Genomic DNA, 23,769 nt, shown 5'->3' with positions numbered 1-23,769 from the left:
GCGCGTCGATCCGTCTTACCCGATCCCAGATTGATGCGGCTTGCCTGCCGCCTAACCGCCTGATCCGACCCGTGAAAGCCATCACCTCGCGCGACAATCCGTTCTACAAACGCTTAAAAGCGCTGGCCGGCTCGACGCATCAACAGAAAAAGAGCGGCCATGCGCTGCTCGAAGGATTCCATCTCACGAGCGCTTATCTCGACGTCGCGGGGCAGCCCGAAACGTGCGTCGTGACCGATGGCGCGCTCGAGCACGACGAAGCACAGGCGATCGTCGCGCGTGTCGACCCGGCATGCATCGTGACGCTGCCCGACGCGTTGTTCGGCCAGCTGTCGAACGTCATGAATGGCGTGGGGCTGCTGTTCGTCGTGCCACGGCTCGTGGCGCCGATGCCGGCACGCGTGCAGACGAGCTGCGTCGTGCTCGACGGCGTTCAGGATGCCGGCAATGTCGGCTCGATCCTGCGCAGCGCGGCGGCGGCTGGCGTGCGCCACGTGTTTTGCGCGCCGGGTACGGCCTACGCGTGGTCGTCGAAGGTGCTGCGCTCGGGCATGGGCGCGCATTTCCTGCTCGAGGTGCACGAAGACGTCGAACCGCAGACGCTGATCGAGCGGCTCGATGTGCCGGTGGCGATCACCGATTCGCACGCCGCCGAGGCACTCTACGACTGCGATCTGGCGGGGCCGGTGGCGTGGGTGTTCGGCAATGAGGGGGCGGGGGTGTCGGAGGCCTGGCGCGCGGCCGTCACGCATCGCTTGACGATTCCGCAGCCGGGCGGCATGGAATCGCTGAACGTGGCCGCCGCGGCGGCCGTGTGCCTGTTCGAGCAGTGTCGCCAGCAGCGCGCGCGGTACGCGCGAGCCACAGGCGAGCACCGTCAGTAGGTCGGGCGGTCGAGCTTGATTTCCTGCAGGATCGTCGTGGCGATTTCCTCGATCGACTTGTGGGTCGACGACAGCCATTTGATGCTTTCGCGCCGCATCATCGCCTCGGCTTCGTTGATCTCGTAGCGGCAATTCTCGGGCGCCGCGTACTTGCTGCCGGGGCGCCGCTCGTTGCGGATCTCGGAGAGGCGCTGCGGATCGATCGAGAGGCCGAACAGCTTGTCGCGATGGGCGGCGAGCGCACTCGGCAGCTTGCCGCGTTCGAAATCCTCGGGAATCAAAGGATAGTTGGCGGCCTTCACGCCGTACTGCATCGCCAGATACAGACTCGTCGGCGTCTTGCCGCTGCGCGAAACACCGATCAGGATGACATCGGCGTCGGCCAGATTGCGGTTCGATTGGCCGTCGTCGTGCGCAAGCGAGAAGTTGATGGCCTCGATGCGCGTTTTATATTCCTCGGTATCGGCGTTCTGGTGGCCACGGCCCACCGCATGCGAGGATTTCATCTCGAGCTCCTGCTCGAGCGGCTCGACGAAACGCTGGAAGATGTCGAGCACGAGCGCATTCGAATTCTTCACGATGGCATTCGACGCGCTGTCGACGAGCGTCGTGAAGACGATGGGCCGGCGTCCGTCGAGCACGGCCGCTTCGCTGATCTTCTCGACCGTGGCATAGGCCTTGTCTGCGGAATCGACGAACGGTACGCGGACGAGGCGGAATTTCTGATCGAACTGGGACAGGATCGAGTGCGCGAAGGTCTCGGCAGTGATCCCGGTACCGTCGGAGACGATGAATACGGTAGGCGGCATCGCAAACACTTCAGAAGCAGCAGGGCGCTGCAGGACGGGGCGGCGCATTTGTCGGGCGCAATCAACGCGCGTCGGACAAACCTGCGTCAATCTCATGCGGTCGCCACTATTTGGCGAGGCAGCACGGTAGAATAGCGAGAACCTGTTGGATAAGCAATTGCAATCGGGACTGCAAAGCGATTGCTTTTCCAACAGGTTGTGCATGACGCGCGCAGCGCCTCCAATGGGGCCACGTGCGTTCAAGCCCACATGCACGGCCGAGAATTTTTTTCCACTTAGGGGCTTGTATGACTAACGCAGCAAACGTCGCAAAGGATCAGGCGTATGTAGTGCCGTTCGAGCAGTTGCGGATGACCGATGTCGAAGTCGTGGGCGGCAAGAACGCGTCGCTCGGCGAGATGATCAGCCAGCTGGCTGAGGCAGGCGTGCGCGTGCCGACCGGTTTTGCCACGACGGCGCTCGCTTTCCGTGACTTCCTCAAGCACAACAACCTGACCGAGCGCATCGCCGAACGGCTCGAGTCGCTCGATGTCGACGACGTGAAGGCGCTGGCCGCCGCCGGCAAGGAAATCCGTCAGTGGATCATCGACGCGCCGCTGCAGGCCCGCCTCGAGGCCGAAATCCGCGAAAGCTTCGCCACGCTTGAAAAGAGCTCGCCCGAAGGGCTCTCGTTCGCCGTACGCTCGTCGGCAACGGCCGAAGACTTGCCTGACGCCTCGTTCGCGGGTCAGCAAGAGTCGTATCTGAACGTCTCCGGCATCGAAGACGTGCTCGATCGCATGAAGCACGTGTTCGCCTCGCTCTACAACGACCGCGCGATCTCCTATCGCGTGCACAAGGGCTTCACGCACGCCGAAGTCGCGCTGTCGGCCGGTGTGCAGCGCATGGTCCGTTCGGACGTCGGCGCGGCCGGCGTGATGTTCACGCTCGACACCGAATCGGGCTTCAAGGACGCCGTGTTCATCACGTCGAGCTATGGCCTCGGCGAGACCGTCGTGCAAGGCGCGGTCAATCCGGACGAGTTCTACGTCTTCAAGACCACGCTCGCGCAAGGCAAGTACCCGATCATCCGCCGCTCGATCGGCTCGAAGCTCGTCAAGATGGAGTTCACGAAGCCGGGCGAACCGGGCCGCGTGAAGACCGTCGACGTGCCGCACGAGCAGCGCAACCGCTTCTCGATCACCGACGAGGACGTGATCGAGCTCGCGAAATACGCCGTCATCATCGAGAAGCACTATCAGCGTCCGATGGACATCGAGTGGGGCAAGGACGGCCGCGACGGCAAGATCTTCATCCTGCAAGCGCGTCCCGAGACCGTGAAGAGCCAGGCGATGGGCAAGGCCGAGCAGCGCTTCAAGCTCAAGGGCCAGTCGCAGGTGATCGCCACGGGCCGTGCGATCGGCCAGAAGATCGGCGCGGGCCGTGTGTGCGTGATTCGCGATCCGTCCGAGATGGAACGCGTGCAACCCGGCGACGTGCTCGTGGCCGACATGACCGACCCGAACTGGGAGCCCGTCATGAAGCGTGCCGCGGCGATCGTCACGAACCGCGGCGGCCGTACCTGCCACGCGGCGATCATCGCGCGCGAGCTCGGTGTGCCGGCAGTCGTGGGCTGCGGCGACGCGACCGACGTGCTGAAGGACGGTGCGCTCGTGACGGTGTCGTGTGCCGAGGGCGACGAAGGCAAGATCTACGACGGTCTGCTCGAAACGGAAGTGACTGAAATCGAACGCGGCGAACTGCCGGCGATTCCGGTCAAGATCATGATGAACGTCGGCAACCCGCAGCTCGCGTTCGACTTCTCGCAACTGCCGAATGCAGGCGTGGGGCTCGCGCGACTCGAGTTCATCATCAACAACAACATCGGTGTGCACCCGAAGGCGATCCTCGAGTACCCGAACATCGATCAGGACCTGAAGAAGGCCGTCGAGAGCGTCGCACGCGGTCATGCGTCGCCGCGCGCGTTCTACGTCGACAAGCTGACCGAAGGCATCGCCACGATCGCAGCGGCGTTCTATCCGCGTCCCGTCATCGTGCGTCTGTCGGACTTCAAGTCGAACGAGTACAAGAAGCTGATCGGCGGTTCGCGCTACGAGCCGGACGAGGAAAACCCGATGCTCGGCTTCCGCGGTGCCTCGCGCTACATCGCGCAGGACTTCGCGCAGGCGTTCGAGATGGAGTGCCTCGCGCTCAAGCGCGTGCGTGAAGACATGGGCCTCGACAACGTCGAGATCATGGTGCCGTTCGTGCGCACGCTCAAGCAGGCCGAGCGTGTCGTCGGCCTGCTCGCGAAGTTCGGCTTGAAGCGCGGCGAAAAGGGCCTGCGCCTCATCATGATGTGCGAAGTGCCGTCGAACGCGATCCTGGCCGAGCAGTTCCTCGAGCACTTCGACGGCTTCTCGATCGGCTCGAACGACCTGACGCAGCTCACGCTGGGTCTGGACCGCGATTCGGGCATGGAGCTGCTCGCCGTCGACTTCGACGAGCGCGACGAAGCGGTCAAGTTCCTGCTCAAGCGCGCCATCGAAACGTGCCGCCGGTTGAACAAGTACGTCGGCATCTGCGGCCAAGGCCCCTCGGATCACCCTGACTTCGCGCAGTGGCTGGCGGACGAAGGCATCGCGTCGATTTCGCTGAATCCCGACACGGTCATCGAAACGTGGCAGGCGCTCGCGAAGGGCACGAAGGCGAACTAAGCGCGCCACGCCTGGTAGCAATCATCAGGCTTCGTGCTATAACGCCCCGGTAGATCCGGGGCGTTTTTTTTCAGGAGACCAATCATGGGGCCGAGCGACTTTTTCTGGTGGGTCGGCGCGGGCGCGCTGATCGTGGCCGAGCTGCTGACGGGCACGTTTTACCTGCTCATGATCGCGCTCGGCTTTATCGCGGGGGCGATCGCGCACCTCGCCGGCGCGAGCGCCGCCGCGCAGTACGCGTGGGCCGCGCTGATCGCGCTCGTCGCCGTGATCGCGCTGCGCCGTTCGCGCTGGGGCCAGCGCAGGCAGCGGCGCGACGCGACGTCGAATCCCGACGTCAACCTCGATGTCGGCGCGGTGCTCGAGGTGACCACATGGCACGAGCGCCGCGCGCGCGTGCCGTATCGCGGCGCCCAATGGGACGTCGAGCTGGCACCGGACGCGCACGAAGACGCGCGCGTCTACGAAGTCGCGGCCGTGCGCGGCAGCTGTCTCATTCTGGCCGACAAGAGGCCACCGGCGTCAAGCCGCGCTCATCATCCGCTGTCAACAACAAAGGAGTGAACTCATGGATTTGTCCATCGTCGGGCTAGTGCTGCTCGTGATCGTCATCGTCATCGCGGCGAAGACGGTCAAGATCGTGCCGCAGCAGCATGCGTGGGTCGTCGAACGTTTCGGCCGCTATCACGCCACGCTGGCGCCGGGCTTGAACATCGTGCTGCCGTTCGTCGATCGCGTCGCTTATCGTCACGTGCTGAAGGAGATTCCACTCGATGTGCCGGCGCAGATCTGCATCACGCGCGACAACACGCAGCTGCAAGTCGACGGCGTGCTGTACTTCCAGGTGACGGACCCGATGAAGGCGTCGTACGGCTCGAGCAACTTCGTTTTCGCGATCACGCAGCTGTCGCAGACGACGCTGCGCTCCGTGATCGGCAAGCTCGAACTCGACAAGACGTTCGAAGAGCGTGATCTCATCAATCAGAGTGTCGTCTCGGCGCTCGACGAGGCCGCCTCGAATTGGGGCGTCAAAGTTCTGCGTTACGAGATCAAGGACCTGACGCCGCCGAAGGAGATCCTGCATGCGATGCAGGCGCAGATCACGGCCGAGCGTGAGAAGCGAGCCCTGATCGCGGCGTCTGAAGGGCGCAAGCAGGAGCAGATCAACATCGCCTCAGGCGGGCGCGAGGCCTCCATTCAGAAATCCGAAGGCGAGCGGCAGGCCGCGATCAACCAGGCGCAGGGGCAGGCCGCCGCGATTCTGGCCGTGGCCGAAGCGAATGCGCAGGCGATCCAGAAGATCGCCAACGCAATTCAATCGACGGGCGGCATGGATGCGGTGAACCTGAAGGTGGCAGAGCAGTACGTCAACGCGTTCGGAAATCTCGCGAAGACCGGCAATACGCTGATCGTGCCCGGCAATCTCTCGGACCTCAGCACCATGATTGCCTCGGCGCTGACGATCGTGAGCCGCGGCAAGAGCGCGCAGGCGGGCGAGCTCCGCTGAAGCGGGCGCGCGGCGGCTCGAAGGGGAGGCGGGCCGTCAGCCCGCCGTGCGCATGATGCGGGCCTTTTCGCGTTCCCAGTCGCGCTTCTTCTCGGTCTCGCGCTTGTCGTGCTGCTTCTTACCTTTGGCGAGGCCGACCTCGCATTTGACGCGGCCGCCCTTGTAGTGGAAGTTCAGCGGCACGAGCGTATAGCCGCGCTGCTCGACCTTGCCGATCAGTTTCTTGATCTCTTCGGCGTGCAGCAGCAGCTTGCGCGTGCGGACAGGGTCGGGCGTCACGTGCGTCGACGCTTCGGGCAACGGGCTGATGTGCGCACCGATCAAAAAGAGCTCGGCGTCGCGAATGATGACGTAGCCTTCCTTGATCTGGCCGCGCCCGGCACGCAGGGCTTTGACCTCCCATCCCTCGAGCACGAGCCCTGCTTCGTAGCGCTCTTCGATGAAGTAATCGAAGAATGCTTTTCTGTTATCGATGATGCTCATGAATGGACGGCGTCCAACTCGTTTAAAATCGCGATTTTAGCAAAGCGGCGCCGATTGAGCCCGCCATGCTCGCCCACTTTTGCCGCGTGCAGTGCAATTTATGGCAGATGTCCAGAAAACCGTATTGATCCGTCACTCTGCGGAACGCATGTTCGACCTCGTCAACGACGTGGCCGATTACCCGAACTTCCTGCCCTGGTGCGGGGGCGTCGAAGTCCGCCGGCAAGACGAGCACGGCATGGAAGCGCGGATCGACATCAACTTCAAGGGTATCAAGCAGCACTTCGCCACGCACAACACGCATGAGCGGCCCACGCGCATCGATATGCAATTCGCCGACGGCCCGTTTCGCAAGTTCACGGGCTTCTGGCGTTTCACGCCGCTGCGTACCGATGCCTGCAAGATCGAATTCGCGCTGCACTACGAATTTTCGAGCGTGATCCTCGAGAAGATCATCGGGCCGGTATTCAGTCACATCGCCAATACCTTCGTCGAATCGTTCGTCAAACGCGCCGACGAGCGCTACGGTCGCCCATGAACACGCAACTGTCCATCGAAGTCTGCTACGCGCTGCCCGGTGCGCAGACGCTGATCGCGTTGAGCGTGCCGGCAGGCACGACCGTGCGTCAGGCGATCGAAGCGAGCGGCATCGTCGAGCGCCATCCCGAGATCGATCTGACCACGGCCAAAGTCGGCGTGTTCGGCAAGCTGCAACCGCTCGAGGCGCCGCTGGCGGACCACGATCGCGTGGAGATCTATCGGCCGTTGATCGTCGATCCGAAGCTCGCGCGTCAGCGCCGGGTCCAGAAAACGCGCCGCGAGGGATCGGTCGAAGGGCGCCGATGGCAGCACAAGGACTCGCGCCGCTAGGCTGACGCCGGGGTGCGGTCTCGGTGCACCGTGCCGCCGCCGTTCGGGTCAGTGCGCGGGTGTCCCGGTGCTCGTATCGAGGGCCGGCGCTTCGATCCGCACGCCGCTGTGGCGCTGCACCGACCACATCACGCCCGCCACGAGCAGCATGATTGCCGCGGCCTCGAGCGGGCGCGGCAGGCGCGCATCGTAGATGAAGCCATAGAGCAGGGCGAACAGCGTTTCGAAGACGATCATCTGGCCCGACAGCGTGAGCGGCAGCCGTTTCGACGCTGCATTCCAGAGGCCGTTGCCGAGCCACGACGCGCCCACGGCGAGCCCCACATTCAGCAGCCAGAACACATGCCATCGTGCGTCGGCCTGCGGCGCCGCATCGGCCATGCCCGCCGGCAGCGCGGACGTGGCGAGCCACAGCCCGGCGCCGAGCGCGCCCGTCACGATGCCGAGCAGCACGGACCACTCGTTGCCGTCGAAGTGGGCGTTGCGGTGCAGAAAGCGCGCGTTTTCGACCGCGAACCAGGTCCAGGTCGCGAGGGCGCCGAGCGCGCAGGCGACGCCGATGCTCTTGCCGAGCACGCCGTCGGCCGCGGCAGTCGTGCCGGCCCCGCCTGCGAAGACGTCGACGTTGATGCAGACGATGCCCGCGACGACGAGCAGTAGCGGCCAGACGAGCCGACGCAGCGGCACGGCGCCGTGATCGCGCCGGCCGGCCAGCGTGACGGTGACGGGCAGCACGCCGACGATCAGCGAAGTCGGGCCGATGCCTACACGGTGCACGGCCGCGGTCAGGAACAGGTAGTAGACGACATTGCCGACGAGTGCGAGGCTGGCGAGCGCCACCAGGTCGGCACGGGTGAGTTTCGCCCAAAGGCGGCGCGCGATCGGCAGCGCGGCGGCCAGCGAGACGAGGCCGTACATCATGCAGCGCCCCGCGGCGATCCGTCCGGGGGCGAAATCGGGCAGTAGCCGCGGCACCAGAAAGACCGTGCCCCAGAGTGCACCTGCCATCATTCCGTACATCACCCCGCGCCGCATGACGACCTCCTGTCGATGAGTTTCATGGCGCGCAGCTTACGCGTTTGGCAGACGGCCCGTCTTGTTCGATTCTGCACCTGGGGGGCATGACGCTATCGTCAGTCGTTTCGCGACGCGCGCGCCCGGCAAACGAAACACGATCGAACGCAAGACGAACCGAAAAGCGAAATCGATCCCGATCCGGCTCGAAGAAATTCGCTAACTTGCTGTTCGCACAGTGAAAAAGCAGGGAGGTATCGCGTATAATTCGCTTTTGCGCCTATAGGATTTGCCATGCGTCTGATCCAAAAAGCACTCACGTTCGATGACGTGCTCCTCGTCCCGGCTTTCTCCGACGTTCTGCCGCGCGACACCAGCCTCAAGACCCACCTGACCCGCAACATCGCCTTGAACATGCCGCTCGTGTCGGCCGCGATGGACACGGTCACGGAAGCCCGGCTCGCGATTGCGATGGCGCAGCAAGGCGGCGTCGGCATCATTCACAAGAACCTGACGGCGGCCGAGCAGGCCCGCGAAGTCGCGAAGGTGAAGCGCTTCGAGTCGGGTGTCGTTCGCGATCCGATCACCGTGCCGCCGCAGATGAAAGTGCGCGACGTGATCGCGCTGTCGCAGCAGCATGGCATTTCCGGGTTCCCCGTCGTCGAAGGCGCGCAACTGATCGGTATCGTGACGAACCGCGATCTGCGCTTCGAAACGCGTCTCGATGAACCCGTGCGCACGATCATGACGCCGCGCGAACGGCTCGTGACGGTCAAGGAAGGCACGCCGCTCGCCGAAGCGAAGGCGCTCATGCACAGCCACCGCCTCGAGCGCGTGCTCGTCGTCAACGACGCGTTCGAACTGCGTGGCCTCATGACCGTCAAGGACATCACGAAGCAGACCGAGCACCCGGACGCTTGCAAGGACGAGCACGGCAAGCTGCGCGCAGGGGCGGCGGTCGGCGTCGGCCCTGACAACGAAGAGCGTGTCGAACTGCTCGCGCAAGCCGGCGTCGACGTCATCGTCGTCGATACGGCGCATGGCCACAGCAAGGGCGTGCTCGAGCGCGTGCGCTGGGTCAAGACGAATTACCCGCACATCGAAGTGATCGGCGGCAACATCGCAACGGCTGACGCAGCACGCGCGCTCGTCGAATATGGTGCCGACGCGGTGAAGGTCGGCATCGGCCCCGGCTCGATCTGCACGACGCGTATCGTCGCGGGCGTCGGCGTACCGCAGATCACCGCCATCGCCAACGTCGCGGAAGCGCTGAAGGGCACGGGCGTGCCCGCGATCGCCGACGGTGGCGTGCGCTATTCGGGCGACGTCAGCAAGGCGCTGGCGGCCGGCGCGAATGCCGTGATGATGGGCAGCATGTTCGCCGGCACCGAGGAAGCGCCGGGCGACGTGTTCCTTTACCAAGGGCGTCAGTACAAGTCGTACCGCGGCATGGGTTCGGTCGGCGCGATGAAGGACGGCGCGGCGGACCGCTACTTCCAGGACAACTCGGCCAACATCGACAAGCTCGTGCCGGAAGGCATCGAAGGCCGCGTGGCCTATAAGGGCTCGGTCAACGCGATCCTGTTCCAGCTGATCGGCGGTGTGCGCGCGAGCATGGGCTACTGCGGTTGCCGCACGATCGCCGAGATGCACGAGAAGGCGCAGTTCGTCCAAATCACGGCGGCTGGCATGCGTGAATCGCACGTGCACGACGTGCAAATCACGAAGGAAGCGCCGAACTATCACGTGGACTGACAGGCGATCGGCCGATGACACCGATGTCATCGGCCGCATTACCTGGCGGGCTCATCGCTTCATGGCTGAGGTGCAACGCATCCGCCGCTACGCCGACCATCCCGCCGCAGTGTGTCCGCATGCCGTGGCGCGGCAAGGCCTCGATGACGCTGCCCACCGGTCGATTTCACGCAGCGCATCGAGCGCTGCTTTTTGTATTCGTTCACTACCGATCCGTCCCCTGCCATGCATGACAAGATCCTGATTCTCGACTTCGGTTCGCAAGTCACCCAATTGATCGCGCGCCGTGTCCGCGAAGCGCATATCTATTCGGAAATCCATCCGTACGACGTCGACGACGCATTCATCCGCGAATTCGCGCCGAAGGGCGTGATTCTTTCCGGCGGGCCCAGCTCGGTCACGGAGTCCGATACGCCGCGCGCACCGCAGGCCGTGTTCGAGCTGGGCGTGCCCGTGCTCGGCATTTGCTACGGCATGCAGACGATGGCTGAGCAGCTCGGCGGCAAGGTGGACATCGGCCACCTGCGCGAGTTCGGCTACGCCGAGGTACGTGCGCGCAATCACACGAGCCTGCTCGAGGGCATCGAGGATTTCCACACGGCCGAAGGCCACGGCATGTTGAAGGTGTGGATGAGCCACGGCGACAAGGTCACACAGATGCCGGAAGGCTTCACGCTGATGGCGTCGACCGAGTCGTGTCCGATCGCGGCGATGGCCGACGAAACGCGTCACTTCTACGGCATCCAATGGCACCCGGAAGTCACGCACACGGTGCAAGGCCGCGCGATGCTCGAGCGCTTCGTACTGCAGATCTGCGGCGCGAAGGCCGACTGGGAGATGGGGCACTACATCGACGAGGCAGTCGAGAAGATTCGCGAGCAAGTGGGCAGTGAGCACGTGATTCTGGGCCTGTCGGGCGGGGTCGATTCGTCGGTGGCCGCGGCGCTGCTGCATCGCGCGATCGGCGATCAGCTCACGTGCGTGTTCGTCGACCACGGCCTGCTGCGTCTGAACGAAGCGGAGCAGGTGATGGCGACGTTCGCCGATCACCTCGGCGTGCGCGTGATCCACGTCGATGCCAGCGAGGCGTTCCTGTCGAAGCTCGCGGGCGTGACCGATCCTGAGCAGAAGCGCAAGATCATCGGCGCCGAGTTCGTCGAGGTGTTCCAGGCAGAGTCGGCCAAGCTGACCGACGCGAAGTGGCTCGCACAGGGCACGATCTATCCCGACGTGATCGAATCGGCCGGCAAGGGCAAGAAGGGCACGCACACGATCAAGAGCCACCACAACGTGGGTGGCCTGCCCGAGACGATGAACCTGAAGCTGCTCGAGCCGCTGCGCGAGTTGTTCAAGGACGAAGTGCGCGAGCTCGGCGTGAAGCTGGGTCTGCCGCATGCCATGGTTTATCGTCACCCGTTCCCGGGGCCGGGCCTTGGCGTGCGGATTCTCGGCGAAGTGCGTCGCGACTTTGCGGATCTGCTGCGCCGTGCCGACGCGATCTTCATCGAGACGCTGCGCAACACGATCGACAAGGAAACGGGCAAGTCGTGGTACGACCTCACGAGCCAGGCGTTTGCCGTGTTTCTGCCGGTCAAGAGCGTTGGGGTGATGGGGGATGGGCGGACGTATGAATATGTCGTCGCGCTGCGTGCCGTGCAGACGCTCGACTTCATGACCGCGCATTGGGCGCATCTGCCGCATGAGCTGCTTGGGCAAGTGTCGAACCGCATCATTAATGAGGTGCGGGGGATCAATCGGGTTGTTTACGACATCTCAGGGAAGCCGCCTGCGACGATTGAGTGGGAGTGATTGTGGAGGCTTTGCGTCGGTTCGCCGGTTGGTGACGCGGCGACGTAGGACTCGGAACCCGCCCGTTTGGGCGGGTTTTTTTACGCCTTAGGGGCACGACGTATAGTCCGCCAGTAGGATTCTCTGCACGGATGAGGTGCAGCTTTTTGACCTTTCCATCCGTTTGGCTGCCAGCGGGCGCCCAGTTGCAAGAGCGGGATCGCCACGCCGAAAGAGGACATGGACATCATTCGCGCCAGGCTGAAGGTCGCCGAGGCGCTGGCAAAGGAGCTACGACATGGCAAAGCGCATGATTGAAGGCATCGAGATCGAAACCAGTTCGGGCAACGTCTTCGCCGATCTCGGTCTGCGCGATGCCGAGAAGCTCAAGATCAAGTCAGGCCTAGTGATCGAGATTACCCGCGCCGTGCGTCGTCTCGGACTGACCCAAGAAGAGGCCGGCCGACGCATGGGCATCCCGCAACCAAAGGTGTCGGGGATGATGCGTGGCGACTTCACCAATCTCTCTGAACGCAAGCTGATGGAGTGCCTGAATCGTCTCGGCTACGACATCGAGATCAAGGTGCGGCCGACCGCCGAGCCAGTCGGTCATCTGACGCTCGCAATCGCTTGATCTAGTGCTCGGGGCCAAGGCGATATTTCGTGCAGGACGAGTGCGCACCCAAGCCCGCAGCCGCACCTTACTCACTCCCGAAATGTCTTCGCAGTCTCATCCGCTGCATGTCGTAGGTCGGGCACGAACGCGAGCAGGTCGTCGAGCGTCACGCGCCCGACCGGGGCTTGCACGGCAATCGCCGCGCAGGCCCGATTGCGATCGAGCATCACCGGCACCGCGATCGCGATCAAACCTTGCAAATGCTCCTGGTTGTTGATCGCGAGCCGGCGCCGGCGTGTTGCCGCAAGCTCCTTACGTAACACCTCTCGGTCGGTAATCGTGCGCTCCGAATAGGCCCGCAGCGGCAGCGTTTCGATTACGCGTTCACGCCGGTCTTTCGGCAGGAAGCTGACCAACAGCTTGCCACTTGCCGAGCAGTGCAGCGGCACATGCGATCCCGCCTGCAGATGCATCCTTAACGGCCATTCGGTCTCCACACGGTCCACGTAGACGACATCGTTGCCGGACAGCATGGTCAGGTTGCACGTCTCGCCGATCTTCGCGACGAGCTGCTCCAGCAAAACATGGCGCGCTGCCGCGGGCCCGGCGTGCATGAGCACGTTGACCGCCAACATCCGCACGCGGGGCGAACACTCGTAGAGCTTGTCGCCGGCGCCCCGCGTCACGAGCCACGCGTCAGTCAGCTGCACGAGGATGCGATGCACGGTTTGCTTGGGCAGACCGAGCGTGTTCACGAGATCCATCAAACATAGAGGGTGGCCGGCTTCCGCCAGCGTTTCCAGCACACGAAACGCTCGTACCGCCGCCGCATTGGATTGATTCGACGTCGACATCGTGTCTCCTGAAGATGGCGGCCGTGTCGCAGGTGCCTTTGCCTTCATTGTGCATCTCATAGCGCAGATTTCGGGACTCCGAAAAGTCCCGAAATCTGCGCTTTCAGTTGCCCTGGCCGATGCAGTCGAAGAATGACCGAGAAACGGGACTCGCAACCCGCTGCTGACGAATAGATTGGTAGTACCGCCAATGCTTTCGATCAGGAGTGCCGCGTATGAATATCAGGGCCACAGCAGCCGAAACCGCCGGCACGCCAGCAGAAGAGGAGGTGAAGCAGCGCGTCGCCGCGCTCGTTGCGCGCGCACGCGAGGCGCAGCGCGCATTCGAGTTCGCCGGCCAGGCGGCGCTCGACACGGCTACCGCCGCTGCCGCTTGGGCGATCATGGAGCCCACGCGCAATCGCCAACTCGCCGAGCTGGCGGTACGCGATACCGGGCTTGGCAACGCCGACGACAAGTTTCGCAAGAATTTTCGCAAGACACTCGGGCTGCTGCGCGATCTGCATGGTCGGCCGACCTGCGGCGTGATCGCACGCGACCCGGCAAACGGCATCGTCGAGATCGCACGCGCAGTAGGCGTGGTGGCTGCGGTCACGCCGTCCACCAACCCGGTGGCGACGCCCGCGAACAAGATCATCAACGCGCTCAAATGCGGCAACGCGGTGATCGTCTCTCCTTCGCCAAAGGGCTATTCGTCATGCGCGTTGCTGATCGACTTCATCCACGCGCAGTTCGAAAAGGCCGGACTCGATCCCGCGCTCGTGCAGATTCTGCCTGCGCCAATCAGCAAGGCCGCGACTGCCGCGCTGATGCGCGAGGCGGATCTGGTCGTGGCGACCGGCTCGCAGGCGAACGTGCGCATGGCCTACACGAGCGGCACGCCGGCCTTCGGCGTCGGCGCCGGCAACGTCGCGTCGATCGTCGAGCGCTCGGCCGATCTGCCCGATGCGGCGCGCAAGATCGTGCTGTCGAAGACCTTCGACAATGCGACGAGTTGCTCGTCGGAAAACAGCGTCGTGATCGAGGACGCGGTTTACGACGCCATGCTCGGCGAGCTGCAGCGGTGTGGCAGCGTGCTCCTCGATGCGACGCAGAAGGCACAACTGCAGGCGACGATGTGGCACGACGGCAAGCTTTCCGAGCGCTGCACCGCAAAATCCGCGACGCGGATTGCGCAGACGGCTGGCCTCGACGACGTCGCCGAGCGTGAGCCGCGCGTCCTGATGGTCGAGGAAAGCGGCTTCGGTGCCGACCACCCGTTCTCGGGAGAGAAGCTTGCGCCGGTGCTCGCGGTCTATCGCGCGCGCGATTTCGCCGATGCCACACGCATCGTGCGCAATATCTACGCGTACATGGGCGCGGGCCACTCGGTTGGCCTGCACACGGCACACATGGACCTCGCCGTCGCGCTGGGCGAGCAGTTGCCGGTCGCGCGCGTGATCGTCAACCAGGCGCACTGCCTCGCGACGGGCGGCAACTTCGACAATGGCCTGCCGTTCTCGCTGTCGATGGGCTGCGGCACCTGGGGCCGCAATAACTTCTCGGGCAATCTCGGCTTTCGCCAATACCTGAACGTGACGCGCGTCGCCTATGCGCTCGCAGAGCGTGTGCCGGAGCTCGACGAGCTACTCGGCGACTACTTCAGGAGCGTCGGCCGATGAGCACGCCCATGACTCTGCGCGCCTTGATCGACGCGCGCGCCGCGCAATATCCCGACAAGCCGTTCCTGCTGGCCGCGCCGGAGGGCGACGAGGCGGCGGCCGGCGCGGTGATCACCTTCGCCATGCTGCGTGAGCGCTGCCGCGCGCTCGAAAGGCACTTTCGCACCGCTGGCCTGCGGCCAGGCGACGTCGTCTCGGTGTTCATGGGCAATGGCACCCAGACCGCCGTGCTGCTACTCGGCGCGATGTACAGCGGGCTCATCGCGCATCCGCTGAACCTGCTGTGCCAGGCGTCGCAACTGCGCTACATCGTCGAACATTCGGACACGCGCATGATTTTTGCCTGCGACGAAACGATCGACGCGCTAGCCGCGGTGCGATCCGAGTTACATGAGCAGGGCACGATGCGAGAGGTCGCCCTCGTGCGCACGGCGCCCGATGCTACCGAGCTGCCCGTGCTCGCCGACGCGCCCGAGGCGGCGAGCGTCGGCACGGACGACGAAGCCCTGATGAGCGCCAGCGGCGACGCGAAGGATATCGCCTTGTTGATGTACACCTCCGGCACGACGGGCGCCCCCAAGGGCGTGCTGCTGAGCCACCACAACCTGCTCGCGAACGCGCGCAACATCAGCATCGAACATCGGCTCGGCGCCGAGGATCGCGTGCTCGCGTCGCTGCCGCTTTACCATATCAACGGGCTGGTCGTGACGCTCATCACGCCGCTCTATCACGTCGGCTCGGTCGTCATGGTGCCGCGCTTTTCGGCGCGCACATTCTGGCGCGACGTCGCGCGCTTCGGCTGTACGTGGATCAACGTGGTGCCCACCATCATCGCGTACCTGCTCAACGGCGATGAGCCGGGCGGCCTGGACCTCTCGGCACTGAAGTTTTGTCGTAGCGCGTCGGCCGCGTTGCCGGGCGACCATCACCGCGCGTTCGAGGCGCGTTTCGGCATCGGCATCATCGAGACGATGGGGATGACCGAAACCGCCGCGCCCATGTTCAGCAATCCCTACGATCCGGCTCGGCGGCGCATCGGCAGCATCGGGCTGCCCTCGGGGGGCGAGGCGAAGGTGATCGATCTCGAAGGCCGCGCGTGCGCCCCGCATCACCTCGGCGAAATCGTGCTGCGCGGCGATCAGGTGATGCGCGGCTATTACAAGCGCCCGGAGGAAACCGAGAAGGCCTTCACGGCCGACGGCTGGCTGCGCACCGGCGACCTCGGTTATCAGGACGACGACGGCTACTTCTACATCAACGGCCGTTCGAAGGAGTTGATCATCAAGGGCGGCGAAAACATCGCGCCGCGTGAGATCGACGAGGCGCTGCTGCGCCATCCGGGCGTGCTCGATGCCGCCGCGGTCGGCGTGCCCGATCCCGCCTACGGGCAGGAGATCGTTGCGTTCGTCGTGCCGCGCGAGTCGCATTGGGCCGGCACGCCCAATGTGAAGGAGCTGTACGCCCACTGCCTGCGCGAGCTGGGCCGCTACAAAACGCCGAAGGAAATCCACTTCGTCAAAGAGCTGCCACGCGGCCCGTCGGGCAAGGTGCAGCGTCTGAAGCTGGTGGCCCCGGCGCCCGGCTGAGGCCCGCTGCCCCGGTCACGCCGTGCGGTCCGTCATGGGCATCGCAGTCGTCAAGAGAGGACAGTAGGAGACAACAGCATGAAACAGCTTGCGCAACGCGTGAAGACGCGCCACATCATTTTGGCGGTCATGTGCCTGATGTATTTCATCTCTTACATCGACCGAGTGAACATTGCAGTCGCGGGACCGCTGATCCGCCATGAGATGGGGCTGACGACCGTGCAACTCGGTCTCGTGTTTTCGGCGTTCGCCTACCCGTATGCGGCCATGCAGATCATCGGCGGCTGGTTAGCGGACAAGTTCGGTCCGAAGCTCGTGCTGACGGTGCTCTCGCTGATCTGGGGAGCCGCGACGCTCGGGACCGGCTTCGCCGGCAGCGTCATCGTGCTGGTGATCATGCGCTTCGCGCTCGGTATCGGCGAGGGCGGTGCGTTCCCCACCGCCACGCGCGCATTTACCTACTGGATGCCGGTCGGCGAGCGTGGCTTTGCACAGGGCATCACGCACAGCTTCGCGCGCCTCGGCGGCGCCATTACGCCGCCGCTCGTGCTCGCGGTGGTGGTCGCGAGCGGCTGGCGGCAGGCGTTCATCCTGCTCGGTATCGCGAGCCTTGCGTGGACGGTGCTCTATCTCTTCGTCTTCACGAATTCGCCGGAACAGAATCGCCGCATCACGCCCGAGGAAACTGCCGAAATCGGCTATCGCGCCGGCGACTGTGAGCGCGCGAAGCGCTCGGCGACGCCGTGGCGCAAGCTGATCCACCGCATGTGGCTCGTCACCTTCGTCGACTTCTGCTATGGCTGGCTGCTGTGGGTTTATCTGACCTGGCTGCCGTCCTACCTGAAGGAGTCACGCGGCTTCGACCTCAAGCAGCTCGCGCTCTTCACGGCGTTACCGCTGCTCGCTGGCGTGGTAGGCGACACGTTCGGCGGGGTGGTGTCGGACCGGATCTTCAAGCTCACCGGGCGGCTGCGTTTCGCACGCTGTGCGGTGCTGGTGGTCGGCATGGGCGGCTCGCTCGCGTTCCTGGTGCCGATGATCTCGGTGGCGAACCCGTTGACGGCGGTGTGGTTGCTGACCGGGTCGTTCTTCTTCCTCGAAATCACGAATCCGGTCCTCTGGACCCTGCCGCTCGATATCGCAGGCAAGTACGCTGGCACGGCGGGCGGCATGATGAACACCGGCTTCGGTATCGCCGGCATGGTTTCGCCGGTCGTGTTCGGCTACCTGATCGAACGTACCGGCAGCTATAACGTGCCGTTCACGATCTCGGCCGGGCTGCTCGCGCTCGGCATCGTCGCGGCGCTGTTCATCAACACGAATCGCACCGTCGAGGCCGACGAGGAGCGCGAGCGGCGCGAGGGCGCCCGCGACGGTGGTGCGTTCGCGTTTCTCGACAGGGTGCCGACCGTGCGGATCGAGCGGCATACCCTGCGCCGGCCGCTGCACTGGCGGCGTTGAGCGGGCCAAGGCGTGCGAGCGAAGGGCTCACGGACTCACATGGGACCGGCCGCGTCGTCCACACGGTTCGTCGCCATGCGCCTCGACTGCTGGCGCTTGCCCGCCCACGCTTCACGTGCCCGCATCGGTGTGCTCGCACCTCGATATGGCTCGCGACGCCCGGTCTTCGAGGATCATGTCCGCGGCCTTCTCGGCGATCATGATGACGGGCGCGTTGGTGTTGCCCGAGACGAGCTCCGGCATGATCGACGCGTCGACTACGCGCAGCCGCGCGACGCCGTGCACGCGCAGTCGCTCGTCGACGACCGCGAGTCGATCGCGGCCCATCTTGCAGGTGCCCGCCGGGTGATAGATCGACTGGCTGAACTGGCGCGCCGCCTCGAGCAGCTCGGCATCGCTTCGATAGTGCGCGCCGGGCACGAACTCGGAAACGATGTGCGGCGCGAGCGAGGGCGCGGCGGCGATGCGCCGTGCGACCTTGATCCCGCCGATCACGACCGGATGGTCGCGCTCGTCCGACAAATAGTTGGCGTGGATGGCCGGATACTGCAGTGGATCGGCCGAGCGGATCTCGATGCTGCCGCGGCTGAACGGCCGCAGCTGGCACACCGACGAAGTGAACGCCGAGAACGGGTGGGGGCCTTTGCCGGGCTTGTCGGCACTGAGCGGCTGCATGTGGAACTGGATGTCGGGACGATCGACGTCCGGGTTGGAGCGCGTGAAGATGGCGACCTGGCTCGCGGCCAGCGTGAGCGGCCCGGTACGCCAGAGCGCGTATTGCATGCCGATCCACGCTTTGCGAAGCGGATGGTTGATCTCATCGTTGAGCGTGCGTTCGCGCGTGCGGAACACGAGTCGAACCTGCAAGTGGTCCTGCAGATTCCGTCCGACGCCGGGCAGATCGAGGCGCACGGGTACGCCGACACTTTGCAGCAGCGTCGCGGGGCCGATGCCAGAGTGCTGGAGCAGTTGCGGCGAGCCGATCGTGCCGGACGCGAGGATGACCTCAACACGCGCGCGCGCCGTCTTGCGCTCGCCGCCCTGCACGTACTCGACACCGATGGCCGCGTTGCCTTCGAAGAGCACGCGCAAGGTCTGGGCATGCGTCTCGACGTGCAGGTTAGCGCGCGAGCGCACCGGCTTCAGAAAGCCCTTCGCGGTGCTCCAGCGCAAGCCCTTATACGCGGTTTGCTGGAAGTAGCCGACGCCTTCCTGGCTGGCGCCGTTGTAGTCGGGATTGAACGGGATGCCGAGGTCCTGCGCGGCCGCGATGAAATGATCGGCGATCGGCCGGCGCAACCGCAGATCGGAGACTTTCAGCGGCCCGCCTACGCCGTGATAAGCGTCGGCGCCACGCTCCTGGTCTTCGGATTTCTTGAAGTAGGGCAGGACGTCGACATAGCGCCAGCCACGATTGCCGAGTTCTGCCCATCGATCGTAGTCCTCACGCTGTCCGCGCACATAGAGGAGGCCGTTGAGCGAACTGGAGCCACCCAGCACTTTGCCGCGCGGCCAATCGATCCGGCGGCCGGCGACGTTGTCGGCCGGCTCGGTGCGATAGCACCAGTCGAGTTCGGGATCGTGCATGGTCTTGAAGTAGCCGACCGGCACGTGGATCCAGGGATTGGTGTCAGCGCCGCCCGCTTCTAGCAGCAAGACCGAATTGAGCGGATCGGCGCTCAAGCGATTGGCCAGCACGCATCCCGCCGATCCCGCGCCAACGATCAGATAGTCGACTTCCAGGTCCATGAAAGGCGTCTCCCGACAGTCCATGCGAAACATCGCGTTTCATGCTGTTCGCTTCAATGTCGTGGATGGCGAGGGCATTCGCAAGCCCACACCCGTTCGCGTGGTCGAAAGTGAAACGCAAAGTGCCGATTCGGGATCAAAAGACGCGGCTGTACCAGCCGAAACCCGGCCACTGGTCCTATCAGCGGGCGAAAATCAGCCGATACAATTTGTACCGAGATTTGAGTTGGCTTGCGGTGGCGTGGTCGTGAGGAGAGTGCTGTGACGACGGATTTCACGAAGGAGATGCCGGATCGCATGGTGTCGGTGCGCGAACACTTCGGCATCGACTCCAATCTGATGGTCCCGGCGTTCAGCGAGGGCGACGACCACGTGCCAGACGTCGATTCGGCCTACCGCTTCAACGCGGAGGTGACGCTCGCGATCCTCGCCGGTTTCACGCGCAACCGGCGCGTGATGGTTCAGGGCCTGCACGGCACGGGCAAGTCGACGCACATCGAACAGGTCGCCGCACGGCTGAACTGGCCGTGCGTGCGCGTGAACCTCGACGGTCATATCAGCCGGCTAGATCTGGTCGGCAAGGATGCGATCGTCGTGCGCGACGATCGTCAGGTCACCGAGTTCCAGGAAGGCATCGTGCCGTGGGCGTTGCAGCGCCCGGTCGCGTTGATCTTCGACGAATACGACGCGGGCCGTCCCGACGTGATGTTCGTCATCCAGCGGATTCTGGAGCGCGATGGCAGTTTCACGCTGCTCGATCAGAACCGCGTGATCCATCCACATCGGTACTTCCGGTTGTTCGCGACGACGAATACAGTCGGCCTCGGCAATCTCAACGGCCTCTATCACGGCACGCAGATGCTCAACCACGCGCAGATGGATCGCTGGAACGTGGTGGCGACGCTCAACTATCTGCCGCGCGAGGAGGAGGCGGGCATCGTGCTCGCGCGCGTGCCCGACATGGCCGACGAGGCGGGCCGCGCGCTCGTCGAGTCGATGGTCAGCATGGCCGCGCTGACGCGCAAGGGGTTCGCCACCGGTGATCTCTCTACGTTGATGTCGCCGCGCACCGTGATCAACTGGGCCGAGAATTGCCAGATCTTTCGCGATCCCGCGCTCGCATTCCGGCTGACGTTCTTGAACAAATGCGACGAGTCCGAGCGGCCGATCGTCGCTGAGTATTACCAGCGCTGCTTCGGCGTCGAGCTCTTCGGGGCGTCGCTGGACGGTGAATCGAGCGGCGGCACGCCGCTGTGCCCGTGACTGCGTCGCCTGAGGCCGTGTGCGCCGCGCGGCGCCGAGAGGCGTTGTGCGCGGCGGCCGTGCGTGCGCTCACCGGCGACGCCGCGCTGCATTATCGGGGCGGCCGCCTGTGTCGGCAGTTGCGGCCGCTACCGCTGCATGCGCCGCATTTGCGCAGCAACGCCCACGAAGATGATTTCGCCTCGCTGCGCGGCGCAGCCGACGGCGCTGCATTGCGGCTCACGCATTCCGACGCGGCGCTGCATCGGCTACTGTCTCCCGGAGATCCGGTCGAGCGCCTGTTGTTCGAACTGTTCGAGCAGGTGCGCTGCGAAGCGTTGGCGTTGCCCGGCATGCATGGCCTTGCGCACAACCTGCGCTACCGCTTCGAAGCGTGGTCGAGGGCATACTGCCGCGCGGGGCTTACCGATGGTCATCTCGGCATGCTCATCTACACGGTCGTGCAGATCGTATGGTCGCGCGTGACCGGCTGGCCGGTGCTCGAAGCGACCGAAGACCTGATCGAGGCCACGCGCGCCGGCATCGGTCCGACGATCGGCGTGCCTCTCGCCGGCCTGCGCCGGCACCGGCTCGACCAGCGCGCCTACGCGCACGACGCGCGCGAGTTGGCGTGTCGCGTCGCGGCCATGCTCGACCACGCACGTGCCGCGCTCGCTACCGAAACTGGCGACGACGCGTCCGAACCCGACGACGCCTTGACGTCGTTCTCGCTATGGGTCGACTTCGATGAATCGGAGGAAGCACAGCCCGCGCGCGCGCAGACGGGCGATAGTCGCGTGTTGGGTGCGGCCGAGCGTGGCTATCGTGCCTATACGACGCAGTTCGACCGCGAGATTCGGCCGGGCACGCTCGTGCGCAAGGCCTTGCTGCGCGAGTACCGCGAGCGGCTCGACGAGCGCATTGCTGCGCGTGGCATCAATGTCGCGCGGATCGCGCGCGTGTTGCAGGCTGAGCTCGCGGTGCCGCAGCGAGACGGCTGGTCGTTCGGCGAAGAGGACGGGCGTATCGACGGGCGGCGCCTGGCTCAGATCATCAGCTCGCCCGCCGAGCGGCGCGTGTTCACGCGAGAGCGGCTGCGGCCGCGCGGCGATTGCGTGGTCGGCTTCCTGATCGACTGCTCGGGGTCGATGAAAGCGCATATCGAACCCGTCGCGATGCTGGTCGACACCCTCGTGCGCGCGAGCGAGCAGGCCGGGCTGGCGACCGAGGTGCTCGGCTTTACGACGGGGGTGTGCAATGGCGGCCGCGCGCGGCTCGAGTGGCTTGCGCGCGGACGGCCGCCGCATCCGGGGCGCCTGAACGAGATCTGTCATTGGGTGTTCAAGGGTGCCGACGAGACCTGGCGGCGCACACGTGCCGAGATCGCCGCGCTCTTCAAGGCAGATCTGTTTCGAGAGGGTGTGGACGGCGAGGCCGTCGAATGGGCATGTACGCGGCTGGCCGCGTGCGCGCAAGCGCGACGCATCCTCGTCGTGATCTCGGACGGCAGCCCGATGGATGCGGCGACCGCGCAAGCCAACGACGCGTTTTATCTCGACAACCATCTGAAGGATGTGGTCGCACGGCACGAGATGCTGCGCGACGTGGACGTGATCGGACTCGGCGTCGGGCTCGATCTGAGCCCGTATTACCGGCATTGCGTGGCGCTCGATCCAGCTGCGCCCCTCGACATGGCGCGGTTCGTGGCGCTTGCTCGGTGGATCGGGGCGCGGCGGTAGGGGCGTTAGGGGGCTAGCGGGGCGTCGCGCGTTGGCGTGCCGCTTGTGCCTGGACCGCCGTCACGGCGATCACGTAATAAATATCTTCGGCGCTGCAGCCGCGTGACAGGTCGTTGGCGGGGCGGTTGAGGCCCTGCAGCATGGGCCCGATCGCCTTCGCACCGCCGATGCGTTCAGCGAGCTTGTAGCCGATATTGCCCGCGTCGAGGTTCGGGAAGACGAGCACATTCGCGTGCCCCCCCACCTGCGAGTGCTCGATCTTGCGTTCGGCGATCTCTGCAACGATCGCTGCGTCGAGCTGTACGTCGCCGTCGATCGCGAGGCCGGGGCGCAATGACTTCACCCGCTGCGTCGCGTCGATCACTTTGTCGACGTGCGCGTGATGCGCGCTATGGCTCGTCGAGAATGACAGCATGGCCACGCGCGGCTCCTCCATCAGGAGGCTGCGCGCGCTGTCGGCGGCGGCCATCGCGATCTCGGCAAGCTGGGTCGCGTCGGGATCGACGACGAGCGCGCAGTCCGAGAAGATCAGTCCGCCCTTGTAGTGGTGGAACGGCTCGCAAAGCATCATCAGGAAGAAGCTCGACACGAGCTTGAACGATGGCTCGAGACCGATCAGTTGGATCGCCGTGCGCACGACATCGGCGGTCGTGTGAATGGCGCCCGCTACGGAGCCGTCCGCGTGGCCGAGGCGCACCATCAAGTCGGCGAACACGAGCGGCTTGAGCACTTCGGCTTGCGCGAGCTCGCGCGTCATACCTTTGCTGCCGCGTAGCGCGACGAGCTCGTCGACGAACGGCGCACGCCACGCGGACGTGGCCGGGTCGACCAGTGCGATCTCGTCGAGCGCGAGCGCTTCCTGCCGGGCGGCCGCGCCGATCGCGTCCGGGTTGCCGACCAGCACGATGCGCGCAACGTCCTCGCGGCTCGCACGCACGGCGGCGGCCAGCACGCGTGGATCTTCGGCCTCGCAGAGCACGATGCGCGTCGGCGAGGTGCGTGCGGCTTCGACGATGCGGTTCAGGGGTTTCATGGCGTGATGGGCTCGCAACGGG

The 23,769-nt window shown here is 64.9% G+C and carries 20 protein-coding genes; 14 read left to right on the top strand and 6 right to left on the bottom strand.

Annotation, left to right across the window (positions count from 1 at the left end; translation table 11 throughout):
• Positions 1 to 71 precede the first annotated feature (71 nt).
• Complete coding sequence (locus D7S89_RS04165; RefSeq protein ID WP_121275804.1) at positions 72 to 884, top strand: TrmH family RNA methyltransferase; 813 nt, start codon at positions 72 to 74, stop codon at positions 882 to 884.
• Here the strand turns inward: D7S89_RS04165 and ppsR are convergent.
• The gene (ppsR, locus tag D7S89_RS04160) at positions 878 to 1,693 is read right to left on the bottom strand and encodes a posphoenolpyruvate synthetase regulatory kinase/phosphorylase PpsR (RefSeq protein ID WP_121276086.1); all 816 of its coding nucleotides are present in this window, start codon (positions 1,691 to 1,693) and stop codon (positions 878 to 880) included. The genes D7S89_RS04165 and ppsR overlap by 7 nt on opposite strands.
• A gap of 287 nt (positions 1,694 to 1,980) precedes the next feature.
• Here ppsR and ppsA point away from each other — a divergent pair, with 287 nt between their 5' ends.
• The 3 genes from ppsA (at position 1,981) to D7S89_RS04145 (ending at position 5,896) form a co-directional block, all read left to right on the top strand.
• Positions 1,981 to 4,389, top strand: a complete 2,409-nt coding sequence (gene ppsA / locus D7S89_RS04155) for a phosphoenolpyruvate synthase (protein WP_121275802.1) — start codon at positions 1,981 to 1,983, stop codon at positions 4,387 to 4,389.
• Positions 4,390 to 4,473: 84 nt separating this feature from the next.
• Positions 4,474 to 4,953 (top strand): NfeD family protein, encoded by a 480-nt coding sequence (locus D7S89_RS04150; protein ID WP_121275800.1) that lies wholly within the window; start codon positions 4,474 to 4,476, stop codon positions 4,951 to 4,953.
• 4 nt (positions 4,954 to 4,957) lie between these two features.
• Entirely contained in the window at positions 4,958 to 5,896 is a 939-nt protein-coding gene (locus tag D7S89_RS04145) for an SPFH domain-containing protein (protein WP_121275798.1), read from the top strand.
• Positions 5,897 to 5,932: 36 nt separating this feature from the next.
• Here the strand turns inward: D7S89_RS04145 and smpB are convergent, their stop codons facing one another.
• Positions 5,933 to 6,379 (bottom strand): SsrA-binding protein SmpB, encoded by a 447-nt coding sequence (gene smpB / locus D7S89_RS04140; protein WP_121275797.1) that lies wholly within the window; start codon positions 6,377 to 6,379, stop codon positions 5,933 to 5,935.
• 100 nt (positions 6,380 to 6,479) lie between these two features.
• Here smpB and D7S89_RS04135 point away from each other — a divergent pair, with 100 nt between their 5' ends.
• Positions 6,480 to 6,917: a type II toxin-antitoxin system RatA family toxin gene (locus D7S89_RS04135; protein WP_121275795.1), complete on the top strand. Its 438-nt coding sequence runs from the start codon at positions 6,480 to 6,482 to the stop codon at positions 6,915 to 6,917.
• Positions 6,914 to 7,249: an RnfH family protein gene (locus D7S89_RS04130; protein ID WP_121275794.1), complete on the top strand. Its 336-nt coding sequence runs from the start codon at positions 6,914 to 6,916 to the stop codon at positions 7,247 to 7,249. The genes D7S89_RS04135 and D7S89_RS04130 overlap by 4 nt, the downstream gene beginning before the upstream one ends.
• 48 nt (positions 7,250 to 7,297) lie before the next feature.
• Here the strand turns inward: D7S89_RS04130 and D7S89_RS04125 are convergent, their stop codons facing one another.
• Positions 7,298 to 8,284, bottom strand: a complete 987-nt coding sequence (locus D7S89_RS04125; protein WP_121275792.1) for a DMT family transporter — start codon at positions 8,282 to 8,284, stop codon at positions 7,298 to 7,300.
• A 273-nt stretch (positions 8,285 to 8,557) separates the two neighbouring features.
• Here D7S89_RS04125 and guaB point away from each other — a divergent pair, with 273 nt between their 5' ends.
• The 3 genes from guaB (at position 8,558) to D7S89_RS04110 (ending at position 12,440) form a co-directional block, all read left to right on the top strand.
• On the top strand, positions 8,558 to 10,018 hold the full coding sequence (gene guaB / locus D7S89_RS04120; RefSeq protein ID WP_121275791.1) for an IMP dehydrogenase: 1,461 nt from the start codon (positions 8,558 to 8,560) through the stop codon (positions 10,016 to 10,018).
• Positions 10,019 to 10,243: 225 nt separating this feature from the next.
• Entirely contained in the window at positions 10,244 to 11,827 is a 1,584-nt protein-coding gene (gene guaA / locus D7S89_RS04115) for a glutamine-hydrolyzing GMP synthase (protein ID WP_121275789.1), read from the top strand.
• Between the two features lie 277 nt (positions 11,828 to 12,104).
• A complete protein-coding gene (locus D7S89_RS04110) occupies positions 12,105 to 12,440 on the top strand; it encodes a helix-turn-helix domain-containing protein (protein WP_121275788.1) in 336 nt (111 codons plus the stop codon).
• Between the two features lie 71 nt (positions 12,441 to 12,511).
• Here D7S89_RS04110 and D7S89_RS04105 read toward each other — a convergent pair whose 3' ends face one another.
• Positions 12,512 to 13,276: an IclR family transcriptional regulator gene (locus D7S89_RS04105; RefSeq protein ID WP_121275786.1), complete on the bottom strand. Its 765-nt coding sequence runs from the start codon at positions 13,274 to 13,276 to the stop codon at positions 12,512 to 12,514.
• A gap of 215 nt (positions 13,277 to 13,491) precedes the next feature.
• On the opposite strand from D7S89_RS04105, the gene sauS reads away from it, so the two are divergent.
• From sauS to D7S89_RS04090, 3 genes are all read left to right on the top strand, one after another.
• Positions 13,492 to 14,937, top strand: a complete 1,446-nt coding sequence (gene sauS, locus D7S89_RS04100; RefSeq protein WP_121275785.1) for an acylating sulfoacetaldehyde dehydrogenase — start codon at positions 13,492 to 13,494, stop codon at positions 14,935 to 14,937.
• Positions 14,934 to 16,523, top strand: a complete 1,590-nt coding sequence (locus D7S89_RS04095) for an AMP-binding protein (protein ID WP_121275783.1) — start codon at positions 14,934 to 14,936, stop codon at positions 16,521 to 16,523. Before sauS ends, D7S89_RS04095 begins: the two co-directional genes overlap by 4 nt.
• Before the next feature lie 78 nt (positions 16,524 to 16,601).
• A complete protein-coding gene (locus tag D7S89_RS04090) occupies positions 16,602 to 17,984 on the top strand; it encodes an MFS transporter (RefSeq protein ID WP_121275781.1) in 1,383 nt (460 codons plus the stop codon).
• A gap of 111 nt (positions 17,985 to 18,095) precedes the next feature.
• On the opposite strand, the gene D7S89_RS04085 is transcribed toward D7S89_RS04090, so the two are convergent.
• On the bottom strand, positions 18,096 to 19,733 hold the full coding sequence (locus D7S89_RS04085; RefSeq protein ID WP_121275780.1) for a GMC family oxidoreductase: 1,638 nt from the start codon (positions 19,731 to 19,733) through the stop codon (positions 18,096 to 18,098).
• Between the two features lie 285 nt (positions 19,734 to 20,018).
• Between D7S89_RS04085 and D7S89_RS04080 the strand changes: the two genes are divergently transcribed.
• Both D7S89_RS04080 and D7S89_RS04075 read left to right on the top strand, forming a co-directional pair.
• Positions 20,019 to 20,996: an AAA family ATPase gene (locus D7S89_RS04080; protein ID WP_121276084.1), complete on the top strand. Its 978-nt coding sequence runs from the start codon at positions 20,019 to 20,021 to the stop codon at positions 20,994 to 20,996.
• Positions 20,993 to 22,714 carry a cobaltochelatase CobT-related protein gene (locus D7S89_RS04075; protein WP_121276083.1) on the top strand — a complete coding sequence of 574 codons (1,722 nt, stop codon included), beginning with the start codon at positions 20,993 to 20,995 and terminating at the stop codon, positions 22,712 to 22,714. Before D7S89_RS04080 ends, D7S89_RS04075 begins: the two co-directional genes overlap by 4 nt.
• 13 nt (positions 22,715 to 22,727) lie before the next feature.
• Here the strand turns inward: D7S89_RS04075 and pta are convergent, their stop codons facing one another.
• Positions 22,728 to 23,747, bottom strand: coding sequence for a phosphate acetyltransferase (gene pta, locus D7S89_RS04070; RefSeq protein WP_121275778.1), 1,020 nt, complete (start codon positions 23,745 to 23,747; stop codon positions 22,728 to 22,730).
• Positions 23,748 to 23,769 lie beyond the last annotated feature (22 nt).

This window comes from Trinickia fusca, from assembly GCF_003628145.1.
Lineage (GTDB): Bacteria > Pseudomonadota > Gammaproteobacteria > Burkholderiales > Burkholderiaceae > Trinickia > Trinickia fusca.
The sequence above is the reverse complement of the archived record's forward strand: the minus strand, read 5'-3'. Positions and strand labels throughout refer to the sequence as shown.

Bases quoted from the DNA above. Each gene is read 5' to 3' on its own strand.
- ppsR (WP_121276086.1), bottom strand. From the start codon at position 1,693: ATGCCGCCTACCGTATTCATCGTCTCCGACGGTACCGGGATCACTGCC.
- ppsA (WP_121275802.1), top strand. From the start codon at position 1,981: ATGACTAACGCAGCAAACGTCGCAAAGGATCAGGCGTATGTAGTGCCG.
- D7S89_RS04150 (WP_121275800.1), top strand. From the start codon at position 4,474: ATGGGGCCGAGCGACTTTTTCTGGTGGGTCGGCGCGGGCGCGCTGATC.
- D7S89_RS04145 (WP_121275798.1), top strand. From the start codon at position 4,958: ATGGATTTGTCCATCGTCGGGCTAGTGCTGCTCGTGATCGTCATCGTC.
- smpB (WP_121275797.1), bottom strand. From the start codon at position 6,379: ATGAGCATCATCGATAACAGAAAAGCATTCTTCGATTACTTCATCGAA.
- D7S89_RS04135 (WP_121275795.1), top strand. From the start codon at position 6,480: ATGGCAGATGTCCAGAAAACCGTATTGATCCGTCACTCTGCGGAACGC.
- D7S89_RS04130 (WP_121275794.1), top strand. From the start codon at position 6,914: ATGAACACGCAACTGTCCATCGAAGTCTGCTACGCGCTGCCCGGTGCG.
- D7S89_RS04125 (WP_121275792.1), bottom strand. From the start codon at position 8,284: ATGCGGCGCGGGGTGATGTACGGAATGATGGCAGGTGCACTCTGGGGC.
- guaB (WP_121275791.1), top strand. From the start codon at position 8,558: ATGCGTCTGATCCAAAAAGCACTCACGTTCGATGACGTGCTCCTCGTC.
- guaA (WP_121275789.1), top strand. From the start codon at position 10,244: ATGCATGACAAGATCCTGATTCTCGACTTCGGTTCGCAAGTCACCCAA.
- D7S89_RS04110 (WP_121275788.1), top strand. From the start codon at position 12,105: ATGGCAAAGCGCATGATTGAAGGCATCGAGATCGAAACCAGTTCGGGC.
- D7S89_RS04105 (WP_121275786.1), bottom strand. From the start codon at position 13,276: ATGTCGACGTCGAATCAATCCAATGCGGCGGCGGTACGAGCGTTTCGT.
- sauS (WP_121275785.1), top strand. From the start codon at position 13,492: ATGAATATCAGGGCCACAGCAGCCGAAACCGCCGGCACGCCAGCAGAA.
- D7S89_RS04095 (WP_121275783.1), top strand. From the start codon at position 14,934: ATGAGCACGCCCATGACTCTGCGCGCCTTGATCGACGCGCGCGCCGCG.
- D7S89_RS04090 (WP_121275781.1), top strand. From the start codon at position 16,602: ATGAAACAGCTTGCGCAACGCGTGAAGACGCGCCACATCATTTTGGCG.
- D7S89_RS04085 (WP_121275780.1), bottom strand. From the start codon at position 19,733: ATGGACCTGGAAGTCGACTATCTGATCGTTGGCGCGGGATCGGCGGGA.
- D7S89_RS04080 (WP_121276084.1), top strand. From the start codon at position 20,019: ATGCCGGATCGCATGGTGTCGGTGCGCGAACACTTCGGCATCGACTCC.
- pta (WP_121275778.1), bottom strand. From the start codon at position 23,747: ATGAAACCCCTGAACCGCATCGTCGAAGCCGCACGCACCTCGCCGACG.